Genomic DNA, 26,151 nt, shown 5'->3' with positions numbered 1-26,151 from the left:
TTTTTATTATTCGCAGGTCTGCCTGAAAACATTCGAAAGGGGTAAAAATTAGGTCCTTTTCAAGTTAAAAAAGGAGCCATTAAAAAGGCTCCTTTTGTTTAGATTTCCATGATGATCGGTAAAATCATCGGTCTGCGTTTCGTTTGTTCAAATAAGAAACGATTCAGCGCCTCGCGGATATTTAATTTTAATGCAGACCATTCAATTCCATGACCCTGCATGCTTTTTTCAACAATATCAGTTACCATTTCAGAAGCTTTTAAAATAAGTTCTTCCGATTCCCTGACATAGACAAATCCTCTAGATATGATCTCAGGTCCGGAAATCATTACTTTTTTAGAGCGATCCAGTGTAACTACGACAATGAGAATGCCGTCTTGAGAAAGAAGTCTCCGGTCTCTCAGCACAATGTTTCCAATATCGCCAACGCCCAAACCGTCTATCAGAACATTCCCTGAAGGCACTTTAGATATCGATTTAACTTTATTCTGAGAGAACTCAATCACGTCGCCTTTTTCAACAACGAAAATATTCTCGGTCTCTATTCCGGCGGATTTAGCAAGTTTAGCATGAGCTTTTTGCATTTTGTACTCGCCGTTAATCGGAATAAAGTATTTTGGCTTCATCATATTCAGCATCAATTTTAATTCTTCCTGGCTGCCGTGCCCTGATACATGGATTTGCTTTTGTCCGAAAATGACATTGGCACCAGCGCGGTAGAGTAAATCAACTGTCTTAGAAAAATGAAGCTCATTTCCTGGAACAGGTGTCGCAGAGATAATAACTGTATCATCTTTTTCAATTCGGATTTGTTTATGTGCGCCTTTTGCCATACGGGTTAATACAGTGAGTGGTTCTCCCTGATGACCTGTTGTCAGAATCGCTACTTCATTTTTAGGATATTTATCGATATCTTGGACGGGTATGATTAAATTTTCACTTTCAGTGATGTATCCTAAATTTTTTGCAATTTCATAAACATTTTTTATTGAATTTCCAAGCAGGACTAGTTTTCTCTTATTATCAGATGCAGCTTCAATCACCTGGACGATGCGGTTGATGTTTGATGCATAAATCGCTACAATCGTTCTTCCATTTGCATTGTACATAGCATCTGAAATCTCATGCCCCACAACGGTTTCAGAAGCTGTAAAGCCTGGCCGTTCGGCATTTGTACTGTCAGACAGAAGGCAAAGGACACCTCGCTCTCCGATCATGGCCATTTTGCCTAAATCAGAGCTCGTATTGAGCACAGGAGTTGTATCAAATTTAAAATCCCCTGTGTGCACAATCGCTCCTAGTGATGTATGGAAGCATACTCCGACTGAATCAGGGATGCTGTGAATCGTTCTGAAGAAAGATACATTCACGCCATCAAAATCTAAAACAGTGGCAGAATCAACTTCCTGATAATCTGCTTTTTGTTTCGGATTTAGTTCTTTTACTTTTTGGGACACTAAAGCAAGAGTCAGTTTTGTTCCAAAAACCGGAATGGACAGATGTCTCAGCACATAGAAAACGCCGCCAATGTTCTCTTCGTGACCATGTGTTAAAAAGATGCCCTTCACCCGATCTGCATTCTCCCGCAAGTATGTAATGTCAGGAATGACCATATCAATCCCTAACATCCCGGCTTCTGGATACATTAATCCAGCATCAACGATAAAGATGTTATGATCGATTTCAATGACATACAAATTCTTGCCAATTTCTCCAACTCCGCCTAGGGCAATAATCTTGATGTTTTCTGTCTGTTTATTCAATTGGTAATCCTCCCTGAACCCGTCCAATACAACTAATGCTTATTATAACTGATGAAAGAAATGGAATACAAGGAAATAATCTCTTGGGGCTGAAATCTAAGCAGGAAATGAAAAGAAAGTGAGGACATTTTCATATATTGAGGTGAAAAAGGACCAATCCTGTGATTGGTCCTCTGGTTTTAGATGGAAGTGATGACTTTCGTCAATTCATTTCTTTCCGTTTCAGTTAATGAGACGAGCGGCAATCTTACAGGTCCGACGTCTAGCCCTTTAAACTGAAGGGCCGTTTTAACCGGTACCGGATTAGGAGCTTTGAAAAGCTGTTTCATAATGGGAAGCAGCTGACGGTGAATGGCGCCTGCTCTTATATTTTCACCCGCGTTAAAAGCTGTGATCATTTCCTGCATTTCATTGCCGATTACATGTGATGCTACAGAAACAATCCCCGCACCCCCGATTGAAAGAACAGGAAGTGTTAAGCCGTCATCTCCAGAATATAAAGCAAAATCCTCGGGAGTTTTTGAGATAATTTCAGACATTGCATCCAAATCACCGCTCGCTTCTTTTACAGCGACCACATTTGGAAGCTCAGCAAGGCGGGCGATGGTATCAGGAGAAATGCTTATTGCAGTGCGTCCCGGGACATTGTAAATCATTACCGGAAGCTCAGTTGCCTCTGCAATGGTTTTAAAATGCAGGTAAAGCCCTTCTTGATTTGGTTTATTGTAGTAAGGTGCTACAAGCATAACTGCGTCAACTCCTGCAGCTTCTGCTTTTTTTGTCAGGCCGATTGATGCTTTTGTGTTATTGCTTCCCGTACCGGCAATAACAGGTACTCTGCCGTTCACTTCAGAGACAACATGCTTGAATAATGCAATCTTTTCTTCTGATGTAAGTGTAGGAGATTCTCCAGTTGTTCCTGCCACAACTAATGAATCCGACCCATTCTTAATTAAAAAATTTACAAGCTGTGATGTTTTAGCAAAATCGATGTTTCCATTTTTATCAAATGGTGTTACCATGGCTGTAGATATCTTACCAAAGTCAATCATTGTGACACTCCTTTTTTATCCTCTTGAGACTTTCTGCTAATTCGAGAGTTCAAACGCATCATGCAGAGCGTTTACTGCATTGATCATATCCTCTTCTTTTACCAATACCCAAATTGTCGTATGACTATCTGCGGATTGAAGAATTTGAATTCCCTGTTCAGACAATGCCGTTACAATTTTTGCAGTTACACCGGGCACTCCGGCTATTCCCGCTCCAACTGTAGAAACTTTTGCACAATGTCTTTTGACGGATGGTTCATAATCCATGCCTCTTAAAATTTCAATGGCATAGTCCGTTACTTCTTCAGCAACTGTATAAATAACTGACCTTGGCGTAATATTGAAGAAATCCACGCTGATTCCTGCACGAGCCATTGATTTAAATACCTCAGTCTGCACCTCGTATTGACCTTCTTTGGCAGATACATGGATCTGTGTGACATTCGACACATTGGCGATGCCGGTGATCAGCCTATCATTTATATCACTGCCCAAATTTTCCGAATGATGGGATGTAACAAGTGTACCAAGACCTTCGGAATAGGTTGAGCGGATTCTGATTGGAACTTTTGCCTGCATGGCAATTTCAACAGCTCTCGGGTGAATAACTTTTGCACCCTGATAAGCCAAGTTGCAAATCTCAGTATACGTTACAGTTGTAAGAGGCTTTGCTTTTTCAACAATTCTTGGATCTGCGGTCATGACACCTTCTACATCTGTGAAAATATCAATAAACTGTGCTTCAAGGGCCGCTCCAAGCGCTGCTGCCGACGTATCGCTTCCGCCCCTGCCGATGGTTGTTATATCTCCGCTCTTTGTTGCTCCCTGGAAGCCTGCTACTACAACTACGTCATTGTGTTCAAGCTCTCTTCTGAGACGTTCGCACCTCATATCAAGGATTTTTGCATTTGTATAATCGTTATTTGTTAAAAATCCTGCCTGCGCTCCGCTCAGTGAAGATGCTTCAATTCCTTCTGACTTCAGCATGCTTGTGAAAACTACGGAAGAGATGGTTTCTCCGCAGGATAACAGCAAATCCTGTTCCCGCTTTGAAATCGAAGCTGTTCCGCCGTATAGAAGATTTAAAAAGGAATCTGTCGCGTACGGGTCTCCGTTTCTGCCCATTGCTGAGACGACTACTACCACTTTATACTGCTCTTTTAATGCATCTCTAATATGTTTTAATGCCATCTTCCGGCCGTGATCATCTTTAACAGATGTTCCGCCGAACTTTTGAACGATTATTTTCATCCTTACACCCCGACTCTATACGTAAGAGAAGAGAGCAGGTAAAATATACCCTCGCTCTCTTCGATCCTGCTTATACTAATTTCAATTTAACAAGGCTTTCTGCAATTTGAACGGAATTCCATGCTGCGCCTTTTAAAAGATTATCAGACACGATCCATAAATGGAAGCCATTTGCACGATCAGGATCTTTGCGGATGCGTCCGACAAATACATCATTTTTCCCTACACAATCTGCAGGCATTGGATATGTTTGGGTAAGCGGATCATCCTGAAGAGTAACTCCCGATGCACCTTTTAATAATTCATGAATATCTCTCACGCTGACAGAATCCGAATCAAGTTCAATGTAAACAGATTCAGAATGACCAGTCTCAATCGGAATTCGCACGCATGTAGCTGCTATTTCAAGGTTTGACATGTGCATGATTTTTTTCGTTTCATTCATCATTTTCATTTCTTCGAAAGTGAAGCCATTTTCTTCAAATTTGTCAATTTGAGGAATCGCATTAAAAGCGATCTGAAAATGCTTTTTGTCCCCTTTTACAGGCAGAATTTCAGGAGTAAACTCTTCGCCTTTCAAGATTGCTTCCGACTGAGTTTTCAGTTCTTCAATTGCAGCGGCGCCAGATCCTGATACTGCCTGGTATGTCGATACGATTACTTTGTTTAAGCCATGAGCCTGACGCAAAGGTTCAAGAGCGACAACCATTTGTATGGTAGAGCAGTTTGGATTGGCAATAATGCCGTTATGTTTGGTTAAATCTTCCTCGTTTACTTCCGGAACAACAAGCGGAACATGCTCATCCATGCGGAAGGCACTTGTATTATCAACAACAATTGCCCCGTGCTTGACTGCTTCAGGAGCAAATTCTTTAGAAACACTGCCGCCTGCGCTGAAAAGGGCAATCTGTACGCCTTTAAAGCTGTCAGGGCTTGCAGCCTGAACTTCATATTCCTCTCCTTTAAACATCACTTTTTTGCCGGCTGATCTTGCAGAAGACAATAAAGTCAATTTAGAAATAGGAAAGTCCCGCTCTTCCAAAGTCTGCAGCATTTGCTGTCCGACTGCGCCTGTTGCGCCAAGGACAGCAACATGATAACCATTTGTATTCATATATCAAAACTCCTTCCGCGATTATCCGTATACTAACGGATTAACTTCATATCATATTGCGTATTAGTTTATCATAGACTAGGTGTATTCATTATTCAACCATGATTTTTCTTGCCTTCTATTCTACCAATAAGGAGGCTATTCGTCATCACGAAATTTTTCAATGATTACCGGCTGAAACTGCGAATGCTCTAATGCTGCTTCCACTGTTTCCAATAATAAGTCCATTTTGGCCACTAATGAATTTGGTTTTTTAAATGGAGCATCCTGGCCAAATGGAATAAAATACATATTCTTTGCAGCCATGAGCTTCATCAGATTCGCCCCATTTAAACCAAGCCCGTCATTCGTAGAAATGCCAACTACCACCGGCTTATGGTTTCTTAAAGTAGCCTTCGCAGCCATCAGCACCGGTGATTCTGTCATTGCATTTGCAAGTTTGCTCATTGAATTTCCTGTCATCGGAGCAACAACCATGCAGTCAAGCGGAATTTTTGGCCCAAGCGGTTCTGCTCCTACAATGGAATCAATGACTTTATGACCTGTCAGCTCCTCAATCTTTTTTATCCACTCTTCACCTTTGCCAAATCTTGTATTTGTAGCTTTAACCGTATTTGTGACGACAGGCATCACATCTGCTCCTTCGTCAATCAATCGTTTAATCTGCGGATAAACTGCATCATATGTGCAGTGAGACCCTGTTAATCCAAATCCGATTCTTTTGCCTTTAACCTTCATGATGATGACCCCTTCCTTTTGGAGAATTCCTCTGTAAGCAGCGCCGCCAATACGTTTGCCACAATCTGACCGGCCGTTTTCGGTGCGACTATTCCCGGAAGACCCGGTGCGAGCAATGCTTTTATGCCCCTTTTTTCAGCATATTTAAAATCCGTTCCCCCCGGCTTTGATGCAAGGTCAATAATCAGTGTGTGGGCAGGCATTTTGGAAATCACTTTTGCCGTCACGATGTGATAAGGAATCGTATTAATGCAGATATCTATTTGTGAAACTTGTTTTTCTAGATCCTCAAGCTGAAAGGACTCAAGCCCCATTTCAATAATTCTTGCAATATGCGAAGACTTTCTTGCTCCGACCTTCACTTTTGCTCCAAGTGCCGAGAATGTACGGGCAACGCTCATACCTACACGTCCAAGTCCCAGTACAGCAATTCTTGAACCGTGAATCGTAAAATCAGTGTGCTGAATAGCCATCATAATTGTTCCTTCTACGGTCGGAATGGAATTGTAGATCGCTACATCATCTCTTTCAAAAAGCTGAACAAGTTCTCGGTTCTCTCCATCAATTATTCCGTCTAAGTATGGATTGCTGATTCCAGAATAAATGATGCAATGAGGAGGTGTTCTTTGGATGATCTCCTCCGTTAACACTACTTCTTCATTGGAGAAGATTGTATCGACGTGCCCCTCTAAATTCGTTCCGGGAACAGGCAAAATAATGACATCTATTTCTTCAAAATGCACTTCGGCAAGCTTCAATTTCTCGGCTCCGGTAAATCCATGATCAAGCTGGTCAAAGCCTACTAAAAAAAGCTTTGCATCTAGTTCTGTCAATTTCCGGATGACCTCCAGCTGCCGGGCATCTCCTCCAATGACTGCTATATTAAGTCCTGTTAGCATACGGCCCTTTCACCTACTTTTTCGCGATGTATATATTCATATTGATTGAATCCTGAGTGAACTTACTTAAACATCTTATGTAAAATCAGCAGGCGTGGTGATAGTCTATAACGCATATAATTGTGAGACCTGAAATTGAATTGAAATCAGCGGCTTATACTTCAGCCCAGGGAAAATAAATTTTTTCGCTGGCACTTTGAAGCTGAATCCATCAAAAAAAGCGATTGGCGTCCAATCGCTTTTACTCTAAAAGTTTTATTTGATCATCTTCTATGTCTAAAATAATCATATCGGTGCCGATCTTTTTAATGTGAAGCCAGGGCACTCTGATTTCATTTCCCTGCTTTCTGAATCCGAACCATTTTACTGATGGAATGACAAGTGCAGTTATTTGACCAGTCTGCTCATTAATTTCCAGGTCCGTCTGTCCTAAAATTCCTAATCTCTCTGCTCTTTTCACATCCACAATTTCTTTCCCGCTCAGCTCGCTCAGCCTCATGAAATCACCATCCTTTTTATCATATATATCCATTTGGACACAAAAAAGACCTGCAGGAAGATGCCTGCAGGTCTTAACTGATTATTGTTTTAAGGCAGAAGGAAGATTACCGTCCGGGCTGATCAGAGCAATGGAGTAATCATCAGTAAATAATTGTTTTGCAAGGGCATTGACATTATCTGCCGTTACTTCATTTATCATTTCGATCATTTCGTCCAGGCTGCGATGGCGCCCAAGAAGGAGTTCATTCTTACCGTTTCGGCTCATGCGGCTGTTCGTGCTTTCTAAGCTGAGCATCAAATTGCCTTTCATTTGTTCTATGCTGTTTGTGAGTTCTTTGGAAGTTATGCCTTCTTTTTTCAATGTAGCAAGCGTTTCCTGGATTGTTTCAAACAGAACATCAAGCTGTGCTCGCCCTGTGCCTCCGTAAATCGTCAGCATGCCATTATCCTGATATGAGGAGTGATAAGAAAAGACTGAATAGGCAAGTCCTTTTTGCTCGCGGACATCCTGGAACAGTCTTGAGCTCATGCTGCCGCCAAGAACGTTGTTTAGTACGATTAAATCATAGATTTTTTCATGTCCAACTTGAAGTCCGTCAAAACCGATGCAAAGGTGAGCCTGCTCTGTATCTTTTTTGCGCGCAAGCTTCTGATTCATGAATGCCGGTGCACCAATTTCAGTTCCCTTTTGACTCGTCTCAAACGAACCGAATTGTTTTTCAACTTCTGAAATAAAGCTCTCTGAAATATTGCCTGCTACAGAAATCACGACATTCTCTGGAGTATAATATTGATCCATATACTCTCGCAATGTGTCGCTTTCGAATTTTGCAAGCGTTTCTTCCGTTCCTAAAATCGGATACCCAAGCGGATGCTCACCGTATGTAGCTTTGCTGAGCAAATCATGTACGATATCGTCAGGAGTATCTTCATACATTTTAATTTCTTCATATACAACGTTTTTTTCTTTTTTCAGTTCAATATCATCAAACGTTGAGTTGAAGAACATATCTGCAAGGACTTCGAGCGCATAATCTGAATGTTCATCAAGCACTTTCGCATAATAGCACGTATATTCTTTTGAAGTAAAAGCGTTTACTTGCCCGCCGATGCTGTCAAAAGATTCAGCTATTTCACGTGCTGATCTTGTTTTAGTTCCTTTGAAAAACATATGCTCTAAAAAGTGCGAAATCCCATTGTTTTTTTCATTTTCATTTCTTGAGCCCGTTCCAATCCATACCCCAATTGCAACCGATCTAACATGAGGGATATTTTCGAGCACTATTCTTACACCATTTTGGCATGTATACTTTTTAATCAATCTTGTTCCTCCTATCTGTAAGCTCCAAGGATCTGATGTATATGTGAAATATGTTAGTTTGATGCCGGCAGCCGTTCTTCATCCAAGAGCATTGATACAGAACCGAAAGAATATCCCTTCTGTTTAATTGACTGAATCAATGTTTCTAAACTTCTCGACGTGGAATCAGTGGGATGCATGAGAATCATAGCACCATTATGAACCTTTTTAAGAACACGTTCAACTAAAACGCCGGGCTCAGGCTTTTGCCAGTCAATTGTATCAACAGACCAGAGCACTGTTTCCATCTTAAATTCATCTGCTACGGTAATCACGTCCTGCCTGTAGCTTCCGCTTGGAGGTGCGAACCAGACTGGAGCGGCACCTGTAATCTCTTTGATGACGTCATTTGTTGAACCAATCTGTTTACGGATTTGATCTGTTGTGATCCTTGCCATATCAGGATGGGAATAGGAATGATTCCCAATTTCATGACCGGCCTCTTTTATTGTTTTAACAAGTACAGGATTTTCTTTTGCCCATCTTCCTTCTAAGAAAAAGGTAGCTTTTACTCCATGCTTATCAAGCACGTCAAGCATAGATGGAAGATATTCATTGCCCCAGGCAACATTAATGAGAAAGGAAACCATCGTTTTATCAGGGTGCCCCCTGTAAATCGGGGCTGAAGGCAGGTCGGATAAGTGCACTTTTGGTTTTATCTGCTTAAAGACAAGCTGCTTTTCATCAAAATCCCCAATTTTCTTCATCTTTTTATACGACTCATCAATATCAATGGTTATGCCGTTGTAGCCAGGAGTCGCTTTCCAGACCGTATGTATTTGAGCATCCTGTGCCGGTTTTTCATAATCCTTCACCTTTGCAGCGATTGTCTGGTAGAGTTCATCGGGCTGCTTTACAGCTGAAACTTCTGCAACTTTCACTGTAGACACATAGGCTGATGTAAATGGATTCTGAATGACAGCAGCAGATATGATCAATATGAGCGCGATGCTTAAATAGTGAAACCTCTTCATGTTTGTCTTCCCCCTTTTTACTAGAAAATATGTACGAAGGGGACAAGGTAGAACATGTGCAATAGGTGCAAAGAGAGGAGAAAAAAGCAAAAAGAAGCCAGACCTAGCTTCTCTGGCTTCTACACTTTAAGAATTTTGCTTTTCTTTTTCTTTCTCGTCACGAAGAACTGCTTTTCTAGAAAGATTGACGCGACCTTGTTTATCAATTTCAGTTACCTTCACAAGCAACTCATCACCGATTTTAACAACATCCTCAACTTTTCCAACGCGCTCTTCTGCGAGTTCAGAAATGTGTACTAAACCGTCTTTGCCATTGAATATTTCAACGAAAGCACCGAACTTTTCAACGCGCTTCACTTTTCCTAAATACATTTGTCCAACAACAACTTCGCGGACAATGTCTTCAATAATTTGCTTCGCTTTTTGATTCATTTCCTCATTCGTTGATGCAATAAAGACCGTTCCGTCTTGTTCAATGTCAATTTTAACGCCAGTTTCTTCGATGATTTTATTGATTTGTTTACCGCTTGGTCCAATAACATCACGGATTTTATCAGGATTAATCGCCATCATTAAGATTTTAGGAGCATACTGAGAAAGCTCTGTACGAGGCTCTTTAATTGTTGCAAGCATTGAATCAAGGATTTCCATGCGTCCTTTTTTAGCCTGCAGAAGAGCTTCTTCTAAAATTTCACGGGATAATCCTTCAATTTTAATATCCATTTGAAGGGCAGTTACGCCTTTAGCTGTACCTGCAACTTTAAAGTCCATATCTCCCAGGTGATCTTCCATTCCCTGAATATCAGTCAGCACTGAGTAATGCTCTCCTGACTTCACAAGTCCCATTGCAATTCCTGCTACAGGAGCTTTAAGCGGAACACCAGCATCCATCATGGCAAGTGTGCTTGCGCAAATACTTGCTTGTGATGTTGAACCGTTTGATTCAAGAACTTCTGATACAAGACGGACTGTGTACGGAAAATCCTTTTCTGAAGGAATAACAGGCTCAAGAGCTCTTTCGCCGAGCGCTCCATGGCCGATTTCACGGCGTCCAGGTCCACGCATAAATCCAGTTTCCCCTACGCTGAACAGCGGGAAATTGTAATGATGCATAAAGCGTTTTGTTTCTTCAATGCCGAGACCATCAAGAATCTGGACATCTCCCAGTGCTCCAAGCGTACAAATGCTGAGAGCCTGAGTTTGCCCGCGTGTGAACAGACCTGAACCATGTGTGCGGGATAACAAGCCGACTTCTGAAGAAAGAGGACGGATCTCATCAATTTTACGGCCATCCGGGCGGATCTTATCTTCAGTGATCAGACGGCGGACTTCTTGTTTGACTAATTTAGAGAGGATTTCTTTCACTTGTTTAAGAGTGTCAGCTTCTGCTTCCTGCTCTTCAAAATGGGCAACTACTGTTTTCTTTACTTCATTTATTGCTTCTTCGCGTGCATGTTTTTCCTGCACTTGAATCGCTGACAGCAAGTCTTTTTCAGCCATTTCACGAATGCTTGTCTCAAGATCCGCATCAAGAACATATAGTTTCACTTCTGATTTTGCTTTCCCGACTTGAGCTGCAATCTCTTCTTGGAATGCAATCAGACGTTTGATTTCATTATGACCGAACATGATCGCTTCAAGCATTGTTTCTTCAGGAACTTCATTTGCTCCTGCTTCTACCATGTTAATAGCATCTTTTGTGCCTGCAACAATTAAATTGATATCACTTTTATCCATTTGTTCAACTGTCGGATTGATGACAAATTTATCATCAGCACGGCCGACAACTACACCTGCAATCGGACCTTCAAATGGAATGTCAGATACAGTTAAAGCAAGGGATGAACCGAACATTGCCGCCATTTCAGATGAACAGTCCTGATCGACACTCATTACAATGCTGACAACCTGTACTTCATTTCGGAAACCATCAGCAAACAATGGACGCAATGGACGGTCAATCAGACGGCTTGCAAGGATTGCTTTTTCACTTGGGCGGCCTTCGCGTTTAATAAAGCCTCCAGGAATTTTACCAACTGCATAAAGGCGTTCTTCATAATTGACAGTTAACGGGAAAAAATCAACTGTTTTCGGTTCTTTTGATGCTGTTGCTGTACTTAATACAGCTGTGTCTCCATAGCGGATCAGTGCCGCGCCGTTTGCCTGTTTTGCCAGCTGGCCAACTTCAACGGTCAATTCTCTTCCAGCCCAATCAATGGAGAACACTTGTTTTTCTTGTCCCATATAAGAATGAACTCCTCTCGTCATATAAGTCACAACATACATTTATGTATTATTATGAACCATTTAAATTCAACATATCAATGTTATTCCGGTATGTAAATAGATCGCGTGTAAATCTTATTTTTTAAAGGATAAGAATATTTAAATTTCATCCGCTTTCGTGTCTGGCTGCAGCCCTAGATTCTCAGGTAAGAACGGATCTGTCCAAGGCGCTTTTGCTTTTCTTATTTTAATACACTAAAAAAGCGGGAATTCTCCCGCTTTTCAAAGATTATCGGCGTAAACCAAGCTTGTTGATTAGGTCACGATAACGAGTTACGTCATTATTGCGCAGGTACGTCAAAAGATTACGGCGTTTACCTACCATTTTCAAAAGACCGCGACGTGAATGGTGGTCTTTCTTGTGAACACGTAAATGTCCATTAAGATTGTTAATATCCTCAGTTAGGATAGCGATTTGAACTTCTGGAGAACCAGTGTCCGTATCATGCGTTCTGTACTCAGTGATAATTTCATTCTTACGTTCTTGAGTGATTGCCATCCTATTCACCTCCTTCATTTAAAAACCCCAATTACCGAGCAAACGTTGGTGAATCGTTCTGCCAAGCAATGGTTATAAAAGTTACATTTATTAGAATACTATTTTTCCGGACATAAGGCAAGTGTTAATCTTGCAGATCCTGAAAAAATTGTTCAGCGGAAGCTTTATCTTTTCCAATTTGCTCGATCAGTTTGTCAATCGAACTGAATTTTTGCTCGCTTCTTATCCGTTTATACCAGAATATAGAAACATTCTTTCCATATATAGATTTATTAAACTCAAAAATATGGACTTCTATGCTTGGTTTTACTTTTTTTTCATCGTAAAAGGTTGGTTTGTAGCCAATGTTGCATACCCCGTTATAAACCGCATCGTCTATTTGAAATCTGACCGCGTACACCCCTGTCGGAGGGGTTATGTATGCCCCGTCAAGCTCTATATTTGCCGTTGGAAAGCCAATCGTTCTGCCGCGCTTATCTCCATGTATCACTGTTCCGTTTACTCTGTGCGGCCTGTTAAGAAGGCGGGAAGCATACTCAACATCCCCGCTTCTCAGCACCTCCCTGATCAGAGTTGAACTGATTTTCCGGTCATGATCTGTCTGCTTGCTGATTGTCGTTTGATCAAAAGCGCTTCTTGAATGAAAAGGCAAGGTTTCCATCGTACCTTTTCCAAGCCTGCCATAGGAATAATCAAAGCCTGCTATTACGTGCTTTACATTCAGCCTGATAATGTATTGGTCAACGAATTCCTGGGGCAGCAGTGCTGCAAACTCTTCGGAAAATTGAATGATAAAAAGATAGTCGATTTCAAGCTTTTCAATTAAATCAATTTTATCCTGCAGTGTTGTAATTGCCTCAACATGCTGAATATTTTTTCTTAAAACCACCGAAGGATGAGGATCAAACGTCATAACTGCACTTTTTAATCCTTTTTCTTCTGCTGTTTTTTTAGCTGTCAATATCACTTCCTGATGCCCACGATGAACGCCGTCAAAATAGCCAAGCGCCATTGCCAGCCGGGGCATTTCTATGTCTTTTAAAGAGTGCGGATGCGTTAGTTTGATCGTTTTCACTCGTGTTTCACCTTTTCTGTATCAGCTTTCTTCCTTCAGGTCAGATGACAAGGACTTTGGAAGGTTTAAGGAAGTGAGGTTTTTCAGGATGCTGCTTATAAATCGCGAGGCAAGTTCCCTGTTCGTCATATACGGCAATCGAATCTTCAGCCGCATCATGTTCAAAACCAGCTGGAACCTCAAGCACAGCACCATTTTTCACTTTCTTTGCTAATGTATCATTTATGGACAATTTGGGCAAATGATTTAAAGCTGTGCTGATCGGGATGAGAATATCCTGCAGTCTGCTTTCATCTGCCATTTTTTCGATTTCTTCAAAGGTGTGGCATTGATCAATTAAAAACGGACCTGATGCTGTTCTGATCAAATGTGACATATGGGCAGGATATCCCAATTGTTCGCCGATCATCACAGCAAGGGTTCTTACATATGTACCTTTGGAACATTGAACTTTAAAACGAAAAGAAACCGTGTCCCCTTTAGTTTCTATGTCAGATAAGATTGTCATCTCATGAATCGTGATTTTTCTTTTTGGCCTCTCAATTGTCTGTCCTGCTCTGGCGTATTCATACAGTTTTTTACCGCCTATTTTCACTGCCGAATACATTGGAGGAACCTGATCGATTTCACCTGTCAGAGCTTGCAGTGCTTCTTCTGCATCTTTCTTAGTGATAATAGTATCCACTTTCTTCTTTTCAACAACAGCGCCCGAGGCATCCTCTGTGGTTGTTGAGAAGCCTAAAGTAACTTCTGCTTCATATGTTTTCGATGCTGCAGTTAAATATTCAACAATCTTAGTTGCACGTCCCAGGCAGACAGGAAGTACTCCTGTGACATCTGGATCGAGGGTTCCGGTATGTCCGACTTTTTTTGTCTTAGCGATTCTTCTCATTTTTGCCACACAATCATGTGAGGTCATTCCGGCAGGCTTATTAATTAACAAAACACCTTCCATGCTCGCTTTCCGCCCTTCTGCATATGAAAGAATACATAAACGAAAAGGATAGACTGATGTCTATCCTCTCCTTTAATCTTCCTGCTTGTTTTCTTGATTAATTTCGTGGATCAGTGTTTCGATCCGATTTCCATAATCAACGGATTCATCAAATTCAAAAAGGATTTCAGGTGTTTTTCTCAGCCTTATGCGCTGTCCGATTTCAGAACGGATAAAGCCTTTTGCTTTTGCAAGGCCTTTTAAAGTGTTTTCTCTCTTTTCTTCATCTCCAAGAACTGAAATGTAGACTTTTGCTATTTGCAGATCTCCGGAAACTCTTACATCTGTCACCGTAACAAATCCGATGCGGGGATCTTTAATTTTCCGGCTGATAATTTCGCCTAATTCCTTTTTCATTTGTTCGCCGACTCTGTTCGCTCGTAAACTCATGCTATCACCTCACTGTTAAAGCCAATCAAACGAGGTTACAGTGCGTTCAATTTCAGGAAAAGAATCAATCATAGCAAGCGCTTTGTTCAATTCCTTTTCCGTTTGAACTTTATTTGATGTGATGGCGACGATGCCAATCTTGGTTCTCTGCCAGGTATCCTGAAAATCAATTTCTGAAACAGAGACATTGTGCCTCTGCTTCAGTCTCATCAAAATGCGCTGTAAAACAGCCCGTTTGTCCTTCAATGATTGTGCATCATAAATGATGCACTCACACTCTGCATATCCAATCACTTGCGCTCAATTTCCTGCATAACGTATGCTTCGATGATATCTCCTTCTTTAATATCATTGAAGTTTTTAATTGTAATCCCGCACTCATAGTTTTGCGCAACTTCTTTTACATCATCTTTAAAACGTTTCAGAACGTCTACTTCACCTTCAAATACAACTACTCCGTCACGAATTACGCGGATACTGCTGTCGCGGGTGATTTTGCCGTCAGTCACATATGAACCGGCAATTGTACCGATCTTAGATACTTTAATTGTTTGACGGACTTCAACTTGACCAATGACTTTTTCTTCAAATTCAGGGTCAAGCATTCCCTTCATTGCCGCTTCAATTTCTTCAATTACTTTGTAGATGATACGGTGCAGACGAATGTCTACTTTTTCTGCATCAGCTGTTCTCTTAGCATTCCCATCAGGGCGAACGTTAAATCCGATAACAATTGCATTTGAAGCAGACGCTAAAATAATGTCAGATTCTGTAATTGCCCCAACACCTGTCAGGATGATTTTAACTTTAACGCCTTCTACATCAATTTTTTGAAGAGATGCAGCCAAAGCTTCAGCAGATCCTTGAACATCCGCTTTTACGATAAGGTTGATATCTTTGATATCGCCCTGTTTAATTTGTTCAAACAGGTCATCAAGGCTTAGTTTCGCGCCTTCTTTACGCTGTTCATCAATCTGCTTGCTTGCACGCGCTTCTCCAACCTGACGTGCTTTTTTCTCATCAGTGAAGACCATGAATTGATCTCCTGCAAGCGGCACATCATTCAGGCCAGTGATCTCAACAGGAGTAGAAGGACCTACTTCTTTCACACGGCGGCCAAGATCATTCACCATTGCACGTACACGTCCGAATGTATTTCCTACTACGATTGAGTCGCCAACACGAAGTGTTCCATTTTGTACAAGAAGTGTAGCTACTGAACCGCGGCCTTTATCAAGCTGCGCTTCAATAACAGTTCCTGTCGCTGCCCGGTTAGGATTTGCTTTCCATTCTTCTACTTCACTTACAAGCAGGATCATTTCAAGCAATTCTTCAATTCCATCACCCGATAAAGCTGAAAGCGGAACAAAAATCGTGTCCCCGCCCCATGCTTCAGATACTAAACCGTATTCAGTCAGCTCCTGCATCACTCGGTCAGGGTTTGCTGATTCTTTATCCATTTTGTTTACAGCAACAATGATTGGAACTTCAGCCGCTTTTGCATGGCTGATAGCTTCCACTGTTTGAGGCATAACGCCATCATCTGCTGCTACAACCAGGATTGTAATATCTGTTACTTGAGCACCGCGGGCACGCATTGTTGTAAATGCAGCATGTCCCGGAGTATCAAGGAAGGTAATTTTTTTGTTGTTTACAACAACCTGATACGCACCGATATGCTGAGTGATACCGCCAGCTTCGCCTGCTGTAACTTTTGTATTTCGAATCGAGTCGAGCAGAGTTGTTTTACCATGGTCAACGTGCCCCATGATCGTAACAACCGGCGGACGGATTTGAAGCTGATCTTCTTGATCCTCTGTTGCATAGCCTTCAAATTCTGTTACATCAAAAACAATCACTTCTTCAACTTCTACACCATACTCGCCGGCAATTAATTCGATTGAATCTTTATCAAGATCCTGATTGATTGTTGCCATTACGCCAAGCATGAATAACTTTTTAATGATTTCAGAAGGCTCTTTATGAAGCTTGCCTGCTAATTCTCCTACTGTAAGGCTGCCTGTAAATGTAATTTTGCTTGGCATTTCTTTTTTAGGCTGTACAGGCGCTCCGCCTTGCGGTCTGCGCTGATTGTTGCTGCTGTTGTTTTTCTTATTCCCGAAATTTTTCTTGTTATTGTTATTTCGGTTATTGTTTGATTTTCCCTGCTGATTAAACGGCTTGCTGCCGCCTTTTGCTGCTGGTTTAGTTGGATTAGCCGGTTTTGTGTTGTTAGTATTCTCTTGTTTTTGCATAGGCGTTTTGTGATCTTCCCTTTGTTTGACAGAAATGGATTTAGTTGTTTCTTTCTTATCTGCCTTGTATTTTCCGTCCAGTTTGACGATTACATGATCATCAATTGTTGACATATGGTTGCTGACTTCAACATTCATACTCTGCAAGGCTGTTATAACATCCTTGCTTGATATGTTTTGTTTTTTTGCATATTCGTAAACTCTCATTTTCGTCATATGGTCACCCCCAAGAAATTTAATCGAGCAAGGTTTTCATTTTTGCAGCAAAGCCTGCATCAACTAATGCCACAACGACTCGAGCATCCTTTCCAATCGCCTGACCTAACAGGTACCGATCTGGGACCGAGACAACAGGAATGTTGTAAAAACTGCATTTATCATGAACCTTTTTAGCAGTATTTTCTGATGCATCTTTAGAGAGCAGAACAAGTTTTGCACGGCATTGTCTTACTTCTTTGATGACAAGTTCTTCTCCTGAAACAATCTTTCTTGCCCGATTTGCTAAGCCCAATAAGGACATCCATTGATGCTTTACCATACCATTAATGTTTCTCCTTCTCAGCTAGCTGAAGCAATTCTTCGTAGATGGCATCTTCAATCTTTACTTGCAGGTGATTAGCCAGTACATTCTTCTTCTTAGCTTGTAAAATACAGTCTTTATCAAGTGAGAGGTAAGCTCCGCGTCCGTTTTTCTTGCCGGTTGGATCAACGGAAACTTCTCCTTCTTTTGAACGGACAATACGAACAAGTTCTTTTTTCGGTTTCATTTCTCCAGTCGCAACACATTTGCGCAGCGGAACTTTTCTTTGATTGTTCACATTGCCTCACCTCTTACTTGTCTAATTCATCTTGATTGAAAGAAAAAAGCGGCTCATCGTCTTCGCTTTCATCAAGCGGCACATTTGCTCCTGCACGAGGGTAAATGCCCATTTGCAGAGCGTCTGTCTCACTTTTAATATCAATCTTCCAGTTTGTCAATTTTGCCGCTAACCGTGCATTTTGACCTCTTTTGCCGATAGCAAGCGATAATTGATAATCAGGCACAACCACTGTTGTCGCTTTGTCATCCTCGTTCACATTGACATCAAGAACTTTTGAAGGACTTAGAGCATTGGCAACAAACTCAACAGGATCGTTTGACCATTTTACGATATCAATCTTTTCGCCTTTCAACTCATTTACGATAGCCTGCACACGCTGGCCTTTAGGACCTACACATGAACCGACCGGATCGACTTCAGAATTGTCTGAGTGCACAGAAATTTTTGAACGGTCGCCAGCTTCGCGCGCTACCGATTTAATTTCTACCGTGCCGTCATAAATTTCAGGAACCTCAATTTCAAATAATCGTTTTAATAAACCAGGATGAGTGCGTGAAACGAAAATTTGAGGTCCTTTTGTTGTTTTTTCGACCTTTGTAATAAATACTTTAATGCGGTCATGCGGCTTGTATTTTTCGTTTGGCATTTGTTCGCTTACAGGAAGCAGCGCCTCAATTTTCCCAAGGCTGACATAAATAAATTTAGAGTCAATTCTTTGGACAATACCAGTCATGATATCTTCTTCGCGATCTACAAATTCAGAGTAAATCACACCGCGTTCTGCCTCGCGCACACGCTGTGTTACGACTTGTTTGGCAGTCTGTGCTGCAATGCGGCCGAAGTCTTTAGGCGTTACTTCCATCTCAAGAACATCATTTACCTGATAGCTTGGATTCACGCTTTGAGCTTCTTCTACTGAAACTTCAAGCCTTGGATCATATACTTCATCAACTACATCTTTTCTTGCAAAGACTCTCATTGTTCCTGTTTCGCGGTTTAAATCAACGCGAACATTCTGAGCCTGGTTAAAATTACGCTTATAAGCAGAGATCAATGCAGCTTCAATTGCTTCAATGATCACTTCTTTACTGATGCCCTTTTCTTTTTCAAGAATCGTTAAGGCATCAAAAAGTTCATTACTCATCTTTACGGTTTCCCCCTTATCCATCTAACAGTTTATTTAATTGAACGTGACAGCGAGCCTTGCACTGGCGATTTTTTCGTAAGGTATTTGAATTTGTTTTTTGCGTGTTTTAATTAAAATCGTTACAATTACATGCTCACCATCAAAAGCAGTAAGCTCTCCTTCAAATACTTTCGATCCTTCAAAAGGCTCATATGTTTTAATGTAAACATTTTTGCCGATTGATTTTGTGAAGTCAGTATCCTTCTTCAGCGGACGCTCCGCACCAGGCGATGAAACTTCAAGAAAATAATTTTGTTCGATAGGATCTGTTTCATCTAATTTTTCACTCAGTTTTTCGCTTACAATCGCGCAATGCTCTATGTCGATTCCATCACTTGAATCTATGAATACGCGCAAAAACCATTCTTTTCCTTCTTTTACGAATTCAATATCCACTAATTCCAATGTTAACTCATCTAAAATCGGCATAGCTAATTCTGCTACGATTTCAGTAACTTTTTTGCTCATCCCGTTCCTCCTTGTGAAATAGAAGCAAATATGACACTATTAGTTGCTGAAAAACCCTGCTTCATATTGAGCAGGGAATGTATGTACACAACACGCGAACCAAATGAAGAGACAATAAAATCTCTACTCAATACGAAAGAGTGGGTTGCCCCACTCTCTGCCTCTAACTATCGTTAGCATTTCCATAAAAAATATAACATAACCGGCCATTTATTGCAAATTAAAATCAAACCGCATAAGGTATTCAGACGATAATGCAAGATTTTTCTTTTGAAATGATTCAGTGAATATTTCCCAAGTCACAGTTCCGTCAAAAAAATTAAAACAGTGATAACTGATTTTGATCAGGAAGTGACTCGAGACAGCCTTGCTTATCCAGATATTCAATAATTGTCTTTGACACCTTCCCGCGCTGCTGAAGGTCTTCTTTAGACAGGAATTCTCCGTCCTGTCTTGCCTTCACGATATTGATTGCAGCATTGGTTCCAAGCCCTGGAATGGAATTGAAAGGCGGAATTAAAGAGTTCCCGTCAATCAGGAAGTCTGTCGCGCTTGATCTGTATAAATCTACTTTTTGAAAAGAATACCCGCGCTCGCACATTTCAAGGGCAAGTTCAAGAACAGTCAGCAAGCTCTTTTCTTTTGGAGATGCCTCAAGTCCTTTTTGATTGATCTCTACAATCTTGGCTTTAATTGGTTCAGACCCTTTTACCATCGTTTCGATGTCAAAATCATCTGCGCGTACAGTGAAATAGGCAGAATAATAAAGCAGGGCATGATGCACTTTAAAATAAGCAATACGGACAGCCATCAATACGTATGCTGCAGCATGTGCTTTCGGGAACATGTACTTTATTTTGAGGCACGAGCTGATGTACCAGTCAGGAACCTCGTTCTTTTTCATTTCTTCCACCATCTCAGGTGTAAGCCCCTTACCCTTACGAACAGACTCCATAATTTTAAAAGCAAATGAAGGTTCAAGTCCCTGATAGATTAAATAAACCATAATATCATCACGGCAACCGATCACCTCGCTCAGCGTACAAGTATTATCATGAATTAATTCCTGGGCATTCCCAAGCCATACGTCCGTACCGTGGGAAAGTCCCGAGATTTGCACGAGCTCAGAGAAAGTAGTCGGCTTTGTGTCTTCAAGCATTTGACGGACAAAGCGGGTACCGAACTCGGGAATTCCAAGTGTTCCGGTTTTACACATAATCTGCTCTTCTGATACGCCAAGTGATTCTGTTCCGCTGAAGATTTTCATGACTTCTTTATCATCAGTCGGGATCGTTTTCGGATCAATTCCGCTTAAATCCTGAAGCATCCTGATTACTGTTGGATCGTCGTGGCCAAGAATATCAAGCTTCAGCAAATTATCATGAATAGAGTGGAAATCAAAGTGAGTTGTTTTCCATTCAGAACCTGTAGCATCGGCCGGAAATTGAATCGGCGAAAAATCATAAATATCCATATAATCGGGTACAACGATGATTCCTCCCGGATGCTGTCCGGTATTTCTTTTTACGCCTGTACAGCCTTGAACAAGACGGTCGACTTCTGCATTTCTGAGCATTAAGTTATTGTCGCCTGCGTAGCCTTTCACATATCCGTATGCCGTTTTCTCTGCGACTGTACCGATGGTTCCGGCACGGAACACATTATCTTCACCAAAAAGATCTTTTGTGTAATTATGTGCTCTCGGCTGATATTCTCCCGAAAAGTTCAAATCGATATCAGGTACTTTGTCTCCTTTAAATCCAAGGAACGTTTCAAATGGGATATCATGTCCATCTTTATGATATTTTGCCCCGCATTCCGGACATTCTTTATTCGGCAAATCAAACCCGGAACCTACTGATCCATCATTAAAGAATTCAGAATGCTTGCAGTCAGGGCAAACATAATGCGGCGGCAGCGGATTAACCTCTGTTATCTCGGTCATCGTTGCAACCAAGGATGAACCGACAGAACCCCTTGAACCAACAAGATATCCATCGTCCAGGGATTTTTTAACAAGCTTGTGCGAAATCAGATAGATAACGGCAAAGCCGTGGCCGATAATACTTTTCAGTTCCTTCTCAAGTCTTGCTTCGACAATTTCCGGAAGATGATCGCCATAAATGCTTCTCGCCATACTGTAGCTCATTTCACGGATTTCATCGTCTGCCCCGTCGATCTTAGGTGTATAAAGGTCGTCTTTGATTGGCTTAATTTCATCTATTAATTCTGATACACGATGCGTATTGTCAATGACAATTTTACGGGCTTTCTCTTTCCCGAGGAAACTAAAGCAATCGAGCATTTCATTCGTGGGCCTGAAGTGAACGTTTGGCAGCTCGTGGCGGTTCAGCGGATTCGCACCGCCCTGAGAGTTTACTAGAATCTTGCGGTAAATTTTATCCTCAGGCTGAAGATAGTGAACATTTCCAGTTGCAACTACCGGTTTTTCAAGCTTCTCTCCTAGATTCACAAGGTTCGTGATGATTTCTTTCAGTGCCATTTCGTCCTTGATATACTCCATTTGAATTAAATGGCGGTATACTTCAGGTGGCTGCACTTCAATGTAATCATAGAAAGCTGCAAGATCTTCAACTTCCTCAGGAGACTTTTGCATCATCCCTTCAAACACTTCCCCGCGGTCACATGCTGACCCCACGAGAATGCCTTCTCGATGCTTGATAAGCTGAGACCTTGGGACGCGTGCAACACGATAGAAATAGTCAATATGAGAAAGTGAAACAAGTTTAAATAAGTTTTTTAAGCCAATTTCATTTTGAGCAAGCAGGATGGCATGATAAGGACGCGCCCTCTGATAGGCGTTGCCCTGCCCCATATTATCGTTAAGCTGGTTATGGTTCTCAATTCCTTTTTGTGCAGCATCCTTCAGCATTCTGAGCAGGAGATATCCTGTTGCTTCTGCGTCAAAAATAGCGCGGTGATGCTGAGTCAGCTCAATATCAAACTTTTTAGCAAGTGTATTTAACCTGTGGCTTTTCAGCTCAGGATATAAAAATCTTCCGAGTTCAAGAGTATCGATGACAGGGTTGGCTGCTTTACCCGCACCAAGCAGCTGTTTATATCCAACGTTTAAGAAGCCCATATCAAAGCTTGCATTATGCGCTACTAAAATGTCGTCGCCTGCCCACTCTTTAAATCTGCGCAGCACTTCGTCTACATTTGGGGCTGTTGCTACCATATCATCTGTAATGCCGGTTAATTCTATTGTTGTCGCTGATAAACGATGATGAGGATTTGCAAACGATTCAAACCGGTCAATGATTTCGCCGTTTCTGATTTTCACGGCCGCAAGCTCGATAATCGTATCGTATACAGCTGATAAGCCGGTTGTCTCAACATCAAATACGACATATGTTGCTTCAGGCAAGAAGCGGTCCTGTTCGTTATAAGCAATCGGGACTCCGTCATCAACCAAGTTAATTTCAACCCCGTATAATACTTTGATGCCATTTTTCTTGCCAGCAGAATACGCTTCAGGAAACGACTGGGCAACAGCGTGATCTGTTATTGCAACAGCCGGATGTCCCCATTTACTCGCTTGTCCGACTAAAGAACTGACAGATGAAACAGCATCCATCTGGCTCATCGGAGTATGCAAATGAAGCTCTATTCTTTTTTCATCAGACGTATCCTGGCGAATTTCAGGCTTGATTTCATTAATGTCATTTGCAATCATGACTAAGTCTCTTACAAATGTATCATTTTGAATGCTGCCCCGGACTTTGACCCACATTCCTTTTTTCAGTGTTTGCAAGAGAACTGCATCTTCTTTATCACGTGCAAACATTTTTACTAATATGGAATTTGTGTAGTCCGTAACTTTAAATGTGCTTAGCGTTCTTCCGCTGCGAAGCTCTCTTGTTTCAGCATCGAATACATAACCTTGAATGGTTATACGGCGTTCCTCATCTTCAATTGTATTGATCTGTTTGATTTCCTCGTCATTCTTAATGGCATAGCCGATCATCAGCGGACCTTGAGGCGCCTCCTGCTGATCTTGATCTTTCTTATCCATTTCTGTAATGGCAAGCATCATTTTCTCTTGATCTTCTAGCTTTTTTTGTTCCTGGAACTTTTGAATTTCTTCTTTTGAAATATTCACAGTTGTATCCAGCTGAATGAGCGGAAAGCCATATTGTGCAAAGCTATCCTGAAGAACCGATGTGTATTTTTTCTTGATGGCCATCGCTTCTGTTTCATTTCTCGTTTTTACAATCAGCTTTAGTCCCTGCACTTCAGGAATTTGTTCGTTTAACAATGAGAGCATTGGAGGAGAGATCCCCTGCATTTCCTGCACACAAACCGACCAATAGTCTGCAATTAATTTCTCATCAAATGTTTGATCATTAACGGAGATTTTAAATGATACATCAGCTATATGGGAAAACGCTTTTGTTAATTTCGCATAAAAAATCCGGTACACTTCAAAAGGAAGGATCCGGTCAAATGAAAATTGAAAGTCCCACTTCTTTGACTGCTTGTGGACCGTTAATTTTGTGATCGCGCCATTTATGAAATGATTAAAAATAGCGTCGTCTGTTAAATCGATTTGCTGCAGCAGAAGCTGAAATCGCTCTTTTTGAGCCTTCGAAAGTTCGTCCATTCTAACCGTCCCCTCTTACAATATCGATCCTCATAATTGAAGGTACCTCGCTCTTTGCGAGGTACCTTTAAATGTGTTATTCACTTACTTATCATAACATGAATAAAACAGTGCTTCATGCTTTTTTAATTGGATAATAAATTGGAAATGGTCCCAGTTAGATCTGACAAAGAAACATCCATTCCTTCACCTGTTTTACGGACCTTAATCTCAACAATTCCGTCCGCCGCCTGTTTCCCGACAACGACTCTTACCGGAATGCCGATAAGATCTGAATCTGCAAATTTCACTCCTGCACGTTCATTGCGGTCATCGTAAAGGACTTCAAATCCAGCTTCTATAAGATCTGCATATAATTTATCACTTAATTCAGCCTGTACATCATTTTTGGCATTTGCGCTAATTAGGTGAACCTGGAACGGAGCAACAGCTGCTGGCCATATAATTCCTTTTTCATCGTTGAATTGTTCAACGATTGCTGCAAGTGTTCTTGATACCCCAATACCGTAGCAGCCCATAATCATCGGCTGAGCTCTTCCATTTTCATCAAGGAATGTTGCATTCATAGCTTCACTGTAGCGTGTGCCAAGTTTAAATACGTGGCCGACTTCAATACCTTTTGCAAATTGAATGACACCTTGTCCATCTGGAGATAAGTCTCCTTCTTCAATAAATCTTAAATCCGTAAATTGAGAGACTTTAGCATCACGTTCAATATTCACGCCTGTGTAATGAAAGTTCTCTTCGTTAGCGCCGCACACGCCATTTACAATCGCCTGAACTGCCATATCTGCAATAATTTCTACTTCTGAGCTGACGGCAACTGGACCTACATAGCCCGGCATTACGCCGAATGCCTGATTTGTCTCTTCAGCCGTGGCAAGCTCTACAATTGAAGCTCCGTATAAGTTTTTAATTTTAATGTCATTAACCTCATGATCACCGCGCACTAAAACTAATACGAATTTCTCATCCACTTTGAAAAGAAGAGACTTAATTAATTGCTCTTTAGCTGTATTCAAGAAAGATGCAACTTCTTCAATTGTTTTTTGATCAGGCGTTTCTACCTTTTCAAGACTCTTAGCTTCTTCACCGCTTTTTTCATAATGATTAATGACAGGTGCCATTTCAATATTTGCCGCATATTGAGAAGTATCTGAGTAAGCAATCGTATCTTCTCCTACTTCAGAAAGAACCATGAATTCATGTGTATCTTTCCCGCCCATTGCACCGGAATCCGCAATTACTGCACGGTAATTTAATCCGCAGCGTGTGAAAATATTGCTGTATGCCTGGAACATTTTTTCGTACACTTCATCAAGACTTTCAAAAGAAGCGTGAAAAGAGTAAGCGTCTTTCATAATAAATTCACGGCCGCGAAGCAGACCAAAACGCGGACGTTTCTCATCTCTGAATTTAGATTGAATTTGAAATAGATTCAAAGGCAGTCTTTTATACGATTTTACTTCGTCTCTCACAAGAGAAGTAATGACTTCTTCATGCGTTGCGCCAAGGGCGAATTCACGGCTGTGACGGTCTTTCATTCGCATAAGCTCAGGACCGTACGTATACCATCTGCCAGACTCCTGCCAAAGCTCTGCCTGCTGCAAAGCTGGCATTAATAGCTCGGATGATCCCGCACGATTCATTTCTTCTCGCACAATTTGCTCAATTTTTTTAAGCACAATGGAAGCAAGCGGCAAATAACTGTATATCCCGCTTGCATTTTGCCGCATATAGCCTGCACGCAATAAAAGCTGATGGCTTTTTATGTCAGCATCTGCAGGCACTTCTCTTAAAGTAGGAATAAATGTCATACTCTGTTTCATCTTCAAGCACCTCTATCTATTTTTACATTCTAAAAGTCGGGTTTAACCAAACGAGACGACGGTCCTAAAAGA

The 26,151-nt window shown here is 41.3% G+C and carries 22 protein-coding genes; all 22 read right to left on the bottom strand.

Translation table 11 applies throughout. The features are described from left to right. Window positions 1-98: 98 nt before the first annotated feature. The gene (locus tag LIT25_10845; protein ID USK35747.1) at window positions 99-1,763 is read right to left on the bottom strand and encodes a ribonuclease J; all 1,665 of its coding nucleotides are present in this window, start codon (window positions 1,761-1,763) and stop codon (window positions 99-101) included. Window positions 1,764-1,942: 179 nt separating this feature from the next. Continuing rightward, window positions 1,943-2,815, bottom strand: a complete 873-nt coding sequence (dapA, locus tag LIT25_10840) for a 4-hydroxy-tetrahydrodipicolinate synthase (protein USK35746.1) — start codon at window positions 2,813-2,815, stop codon at window positions 1,943-1,945. A gap of 36 nt (window positions 2,816-2,851) precedes the next feature. Continuing rightward, window positions 2,852-4,066, bottom strand: a complete 1,215-nt coding sequence (dapG, locus tag LIT25_10835) for an aspartate kinase (GenBank protein USK35745.1) — start codon at window positions 4,064-4,066, stop codon at window positions 2,852-2,854. 70 nt (window positions 4,067-4,136) lie between these two features. Continuing rightward, window positions 4,137-5,180, bottom strand: a complete 1,044-nt coding sequence (asd, locus tag LIT25_10830) for an aspartate-semialdehyde dehydrogenase (protein USK35744.1) — start codon at window positions 5,178-5,180, stop codon at window positions 4,137-4,139. A 138-nt stretch (window positions 5,181-5,318) separates the two neighbouring features. Then, window positions 5,319-5,918 (bottom strand): dipicolinate synthase subunit B, encoded by a 600-nt coding sequence (dpaB, locus tag LIT25_10825; protein ID USK35743.1) that lies wholly within the window; start codon window positions 5,916-5,918, stop codon window positions 5,319-5,321. Beyond that, window positions 5,915-6,817 carry a dipicolinic acid synthetase subunit A gene (dpaA, locus tag LIT25_10820; protein ID USK35742.1) on the bottom strand — a complete coding sequence of 301 codons (903 nt, stop codon included), beginning with the start codon at window positions 6,815-6,817 and terminating at the stop codon, window positions 5,915-5,917. The genes dpaB and dpaA overlap by 4 nt, the downstream gene beginning before the upstream one ends. A 241-nt stretch (window positions 6,818-7,058) precedes the next feature. Then, window positions 7,059-7,316: a YlmC/YmxH family sporulation protein gene (locus tag LIT25_10815; GenBank protein ID USK35741.1), complete on the bottom strand. Its 258-nt coding sequence runs from the start codon at window positions 7,314-7,316 to the stop codon at window positions 7,059-7,061. An 81-nt stretch (window positions 7,317-7,397) separates the two neighbouring features. Continuing rightward, window positions 7,398-8,639 carry an insulinase family protein gene (locus LIT25_10810; protein ID USK35740.1) on the bottom strand — a complete coding sequence of 414 codons (1,242 nt, stop codon included), beginning with the start codon at window positions 8,637-8,639 and terminating at the stop codon, window positions 7,398-7,400. 53 nt (window positions 8,640-8,692) lie between these two features. Next, window positions 8,693-9,652, bottom strand: coding sequence for a polysaccharide deacetylase family protein (locus LIT25_10805; protein USK35739.1), 960 nt, complete (start codon window positions 9,650-9,652; stop codon window positions 8,693-8,695). Between the two features lie 126 nt (window positions 9,653-9,778). Next, complete coding sequence (pnp, locus tag LIT25_10800; protein ID USK35738.1) at window positions 9,779-11,896, bottom strand: polyribonucleotide nucleotidyltransferase; 2,118 nt, start codon at window positions 11,894-11,896, stop codon at window positions 9,779-9,781. A gap of 271 nt (window positions 11,897-12,167) precedes the next feature. Then, a complete protein-coding gene (rpsO, locus tag LIT25_10795; protein USK35737.1) occupies window positions 12,168-12,437 on the bottom strand; it encodes a 30S ribosomal protein S15 in 270 nt (89 codons plus the stop codon). Between the two features lie 124 nt (window positions 12,438-12,561). Continuing rightward, complete coding sequence (gene ribF, locus LIT25_10790; protein ID USK35736.1) at window positions 12,562-13,512, bottom strand: bifunctional riboflavin kinase/FAD synthetase; 951 nt, start codon at window positions 13,510-13,512, stop codon at window positions 12,562-12,564. A gap of 40 nt (window positions 13,513-13,552) precedes the next feature. Then, window positions 13,553-14,467, bottom strand: a complete 915-nt coding sequence (gene truB, locus LIT25_10785; protein ID USK35735.1) for a tRNA pseudouridine(55) synthase TruB — start codon at window positions 14,465-14,467, stop codon at window positions 13,553-13,555. Window positions 14,468-14,539: 72 nt separating this feature from the next. Beyond that, the gene (gene rbfA / locus LIT25_10780; GenBank protein ID USK35734.1) at window positions 14,540-14,896 is read right to left on the bottom strand and encodes a 30S ribosome-binding factor RbfA; all 357 of its coding nucleotides are present in this window, start codon (window positions 14,894-14,896) and stop codon (window positions 14,540-14,542) included. Between the two features lie 15 nt (window positions 14,897-14,911). Then, on the bottom strand, window positions 14,912-15,190 hold the full coding sequence (locus LIT25_10775; protein USK35733.1) for a DUF503 family protein: 279 nt from the start codon (window positions 15,188-15,190) through the stop codon (window positions 14,912-14,914). Beyond that, window positions 15,187-17,367 carry a translation initiation factor IF-2 gene (gene infB, locus LIT25_10770; protein ID USK35732.1) on the bottom strand — a complete coding sequence of 727 codons (2,181 nt, stop codon included), beginning with the start codon at window positions 17,365-17,367 and terminating at the stop codon, window positions 15,187-15,189. The genes LIT25_10775 and infB overlap by 4 nt, the downstream gene beginning before the upstream one ends. A 19-nt stretch (window positions 17,368-17,386) precedes the next feature. After that, window positions 17,387-17,689 (bottom strand): YlxQ family RNA-binding protein, encoded by a 303-nt coding sequence (locus LIT25_10765; protein USK35731.1) that lies wholly within the window; start codon window positions 17,687-17,689, stop codon window positions 17,387-17,389. 4 nt (window positions 17,690-17,693) lie between these two features. Next, window positions 17,694-17,969 carry a YlxR family protein gene (locus LIT25_10760; GenBank protein USK35730.1) on the bottom strand — a complete coding sequence of 92 codons (276 nt, stop codon included), beginning with the start codon at window positions 17,967-17,969 and terminating at the stop codon, window positions 17,694-17,696. Between the two features lie 13 nt (window positions 17,970-17,982). Next, a complete protein-coding gene (gene nusA, locus LIT25_10755) occupies window positions 17,983-19,116 on the bottom strand; it encodes a transcription termination factor NusA (protein USK35729.1) in 1,134 nt (377 codons plus the stop codon). A 36-nt stretch (window positions 19,117-19,152) separates the two neighbouring features. Continuing rightward, on the bottom strand, window positions 19,153-19,626 hold the full coding sequence (rimP, locus tag LIT25_10750; protein USK35728.1) for a ribosome maturation factor RimP: 474 nt from the start codon (window positions 19,624-19,626) through the stop codon (window positions 19,153-19,155). A gap of 319 nt (window positions 19,627-19,945) precedes the next feature. Next, entirely contained in the window at window positions 19,946-24,250 is a 4,305-nt protein-coding gene (locus LIT25_10745) for a PolC-type DNA polymerase III (protein USK35727.1), read from the bottom strand. A 125-nt stretch (window positions 24,251-24,375) separates the two neighbouring features. Beyond that, window positions 24,376-26,079, bottom strand: a complete 1,704-nt coding sequence (locus LIT25_10740; GenBank protein ID USK35726.1) for a proline--tRNA ligase — start codon at window positions 26,077-26,079, stop codon at window positions 24,376-24,378. Window positions 26,080-26,151: the final 72 nt, after the last annotated feature.

It is taken from the genome of Bacillus sp. F19 (assembly GCA_023823795.1).
Classification (GTDB): domain Bacteria; phylum Bacillota; class Bacilli; order Bacillales; family Bacillaceae; genus Bacillus_P.
Note: the sequence above shows the minus strand (reverse complement) of the source record. Positions and strands in the feature narration are given on the sequence as shown.

Bases quoted from the DNA above. Each gene is read 5' to 3' on its own strand.
- asd (USK35744.1), bottom strand. From the start codon at position 5,180: ATGAATACAAATGGTTATCATGTTGCTGTCCTTGGCGCAACAGGCGCA.
- rimP (USK35728.1), bottom strand. From the start codon at position 19,626: ATGAGCAAAAAAGTTACTGAAATCGTAGCAGAATTAGCTATGCCGATT.
- infB (USK35732.1), bottom strand. From the start codon at position 17,367: ATGACGAAAATGAGAGTTTACGAATATGCAAAAAAACAAAACATATCA.
- nusA (USK35729.1), bottom strand. From the start codon at position 19,116: ATGAGTAATGAACTTTTTGATGCCTTAACGATTCTTGAAAAAGAAAAG.
- dpaB (USK35743.1), bottom strand. From the start codon at position 5,918: ATGAAGGTTAAAGGCAAAAGAATCGGATTTGGATTAACAGGGTCTCAC.
- dapA (USK35746.1), bottom strand. From the start codon at position 2,815: ATGATTGACTTTGGTAAGATATCTACAGCCATGGTAACACCATTTGAT.
- pnp (USK35738.1), bottom strand. From the start codon at position 11,896: ATGGGACAAGAAAAACAAGTGTTCTCCATTGATTGGGCTGGAAGAGAA.
- rbfA (USK35734.1), bottom strand. From the start codon at position 14,896: ATGAGTTTACGAGCGAACAGAGTCGGCGAACAAATGAAAAAGGAATTA.
- dapG (USK35745.1), bottom strand. From the start codon at position 4,066: ATGAAAATAATCGTTCAAAAGTTCGGCGGAACATCTGTTAAAGATGAT.
- truB (USK35735.1), bottom strand. From the start codon at position 14,467: ATGGAAGGTGTTTTGTTAATTAATAAGCCTGCCGGAATGACCTCACAT.
- rpsO (USK35737.1), bottom strand. From the start codon at position 12,437: ATGGCAATCACTCAAGAACGTAAGAATGAAATTATCACTGAGTACAGA.
- dpaA (USK35742.1), bottom strand. From the start codon at position 6,817: ATGCTAACAGGACTTAATATAGCAGTCATTGGAGGAGATGCCCGGCAG.
- LIT25_10815 (USK35741.1), bottom strand. From the start codon at position 7,316: ATGAGGCTGAGCGAGCTGAGCGGGAAAGAAATTGTGGATGTGAAAAGA.
- LIT25_10805 (USK35739.1), bottom strand. From the start codon at position 9,652: ATGAAGAGGTTTCACTATTTAAGCATCGCGCTCATATTGATCATATCT.
- LIT25_10765 (USK35731.1), bottom strand. From the start codon at position 17,689: ATGGTAAAGCATCAATGGATGTCCTTATTGGGCTTAGCAAATCGGGCA.
- LIT25_10740 (USK35726.1), bottom strand. From the start codon at position 26,079: ATGAAACAGAGTATGACATTTATTCCTACTTTAAGAGAAGTGCCTGCA.
- LIT25_10745 (USK35727.1), bottom strand. From the start codon at position 24,250: ATGGACGAACTTTCGAAGGCTCAAAAAGAGCGATTTCAGCTTCTGCTG.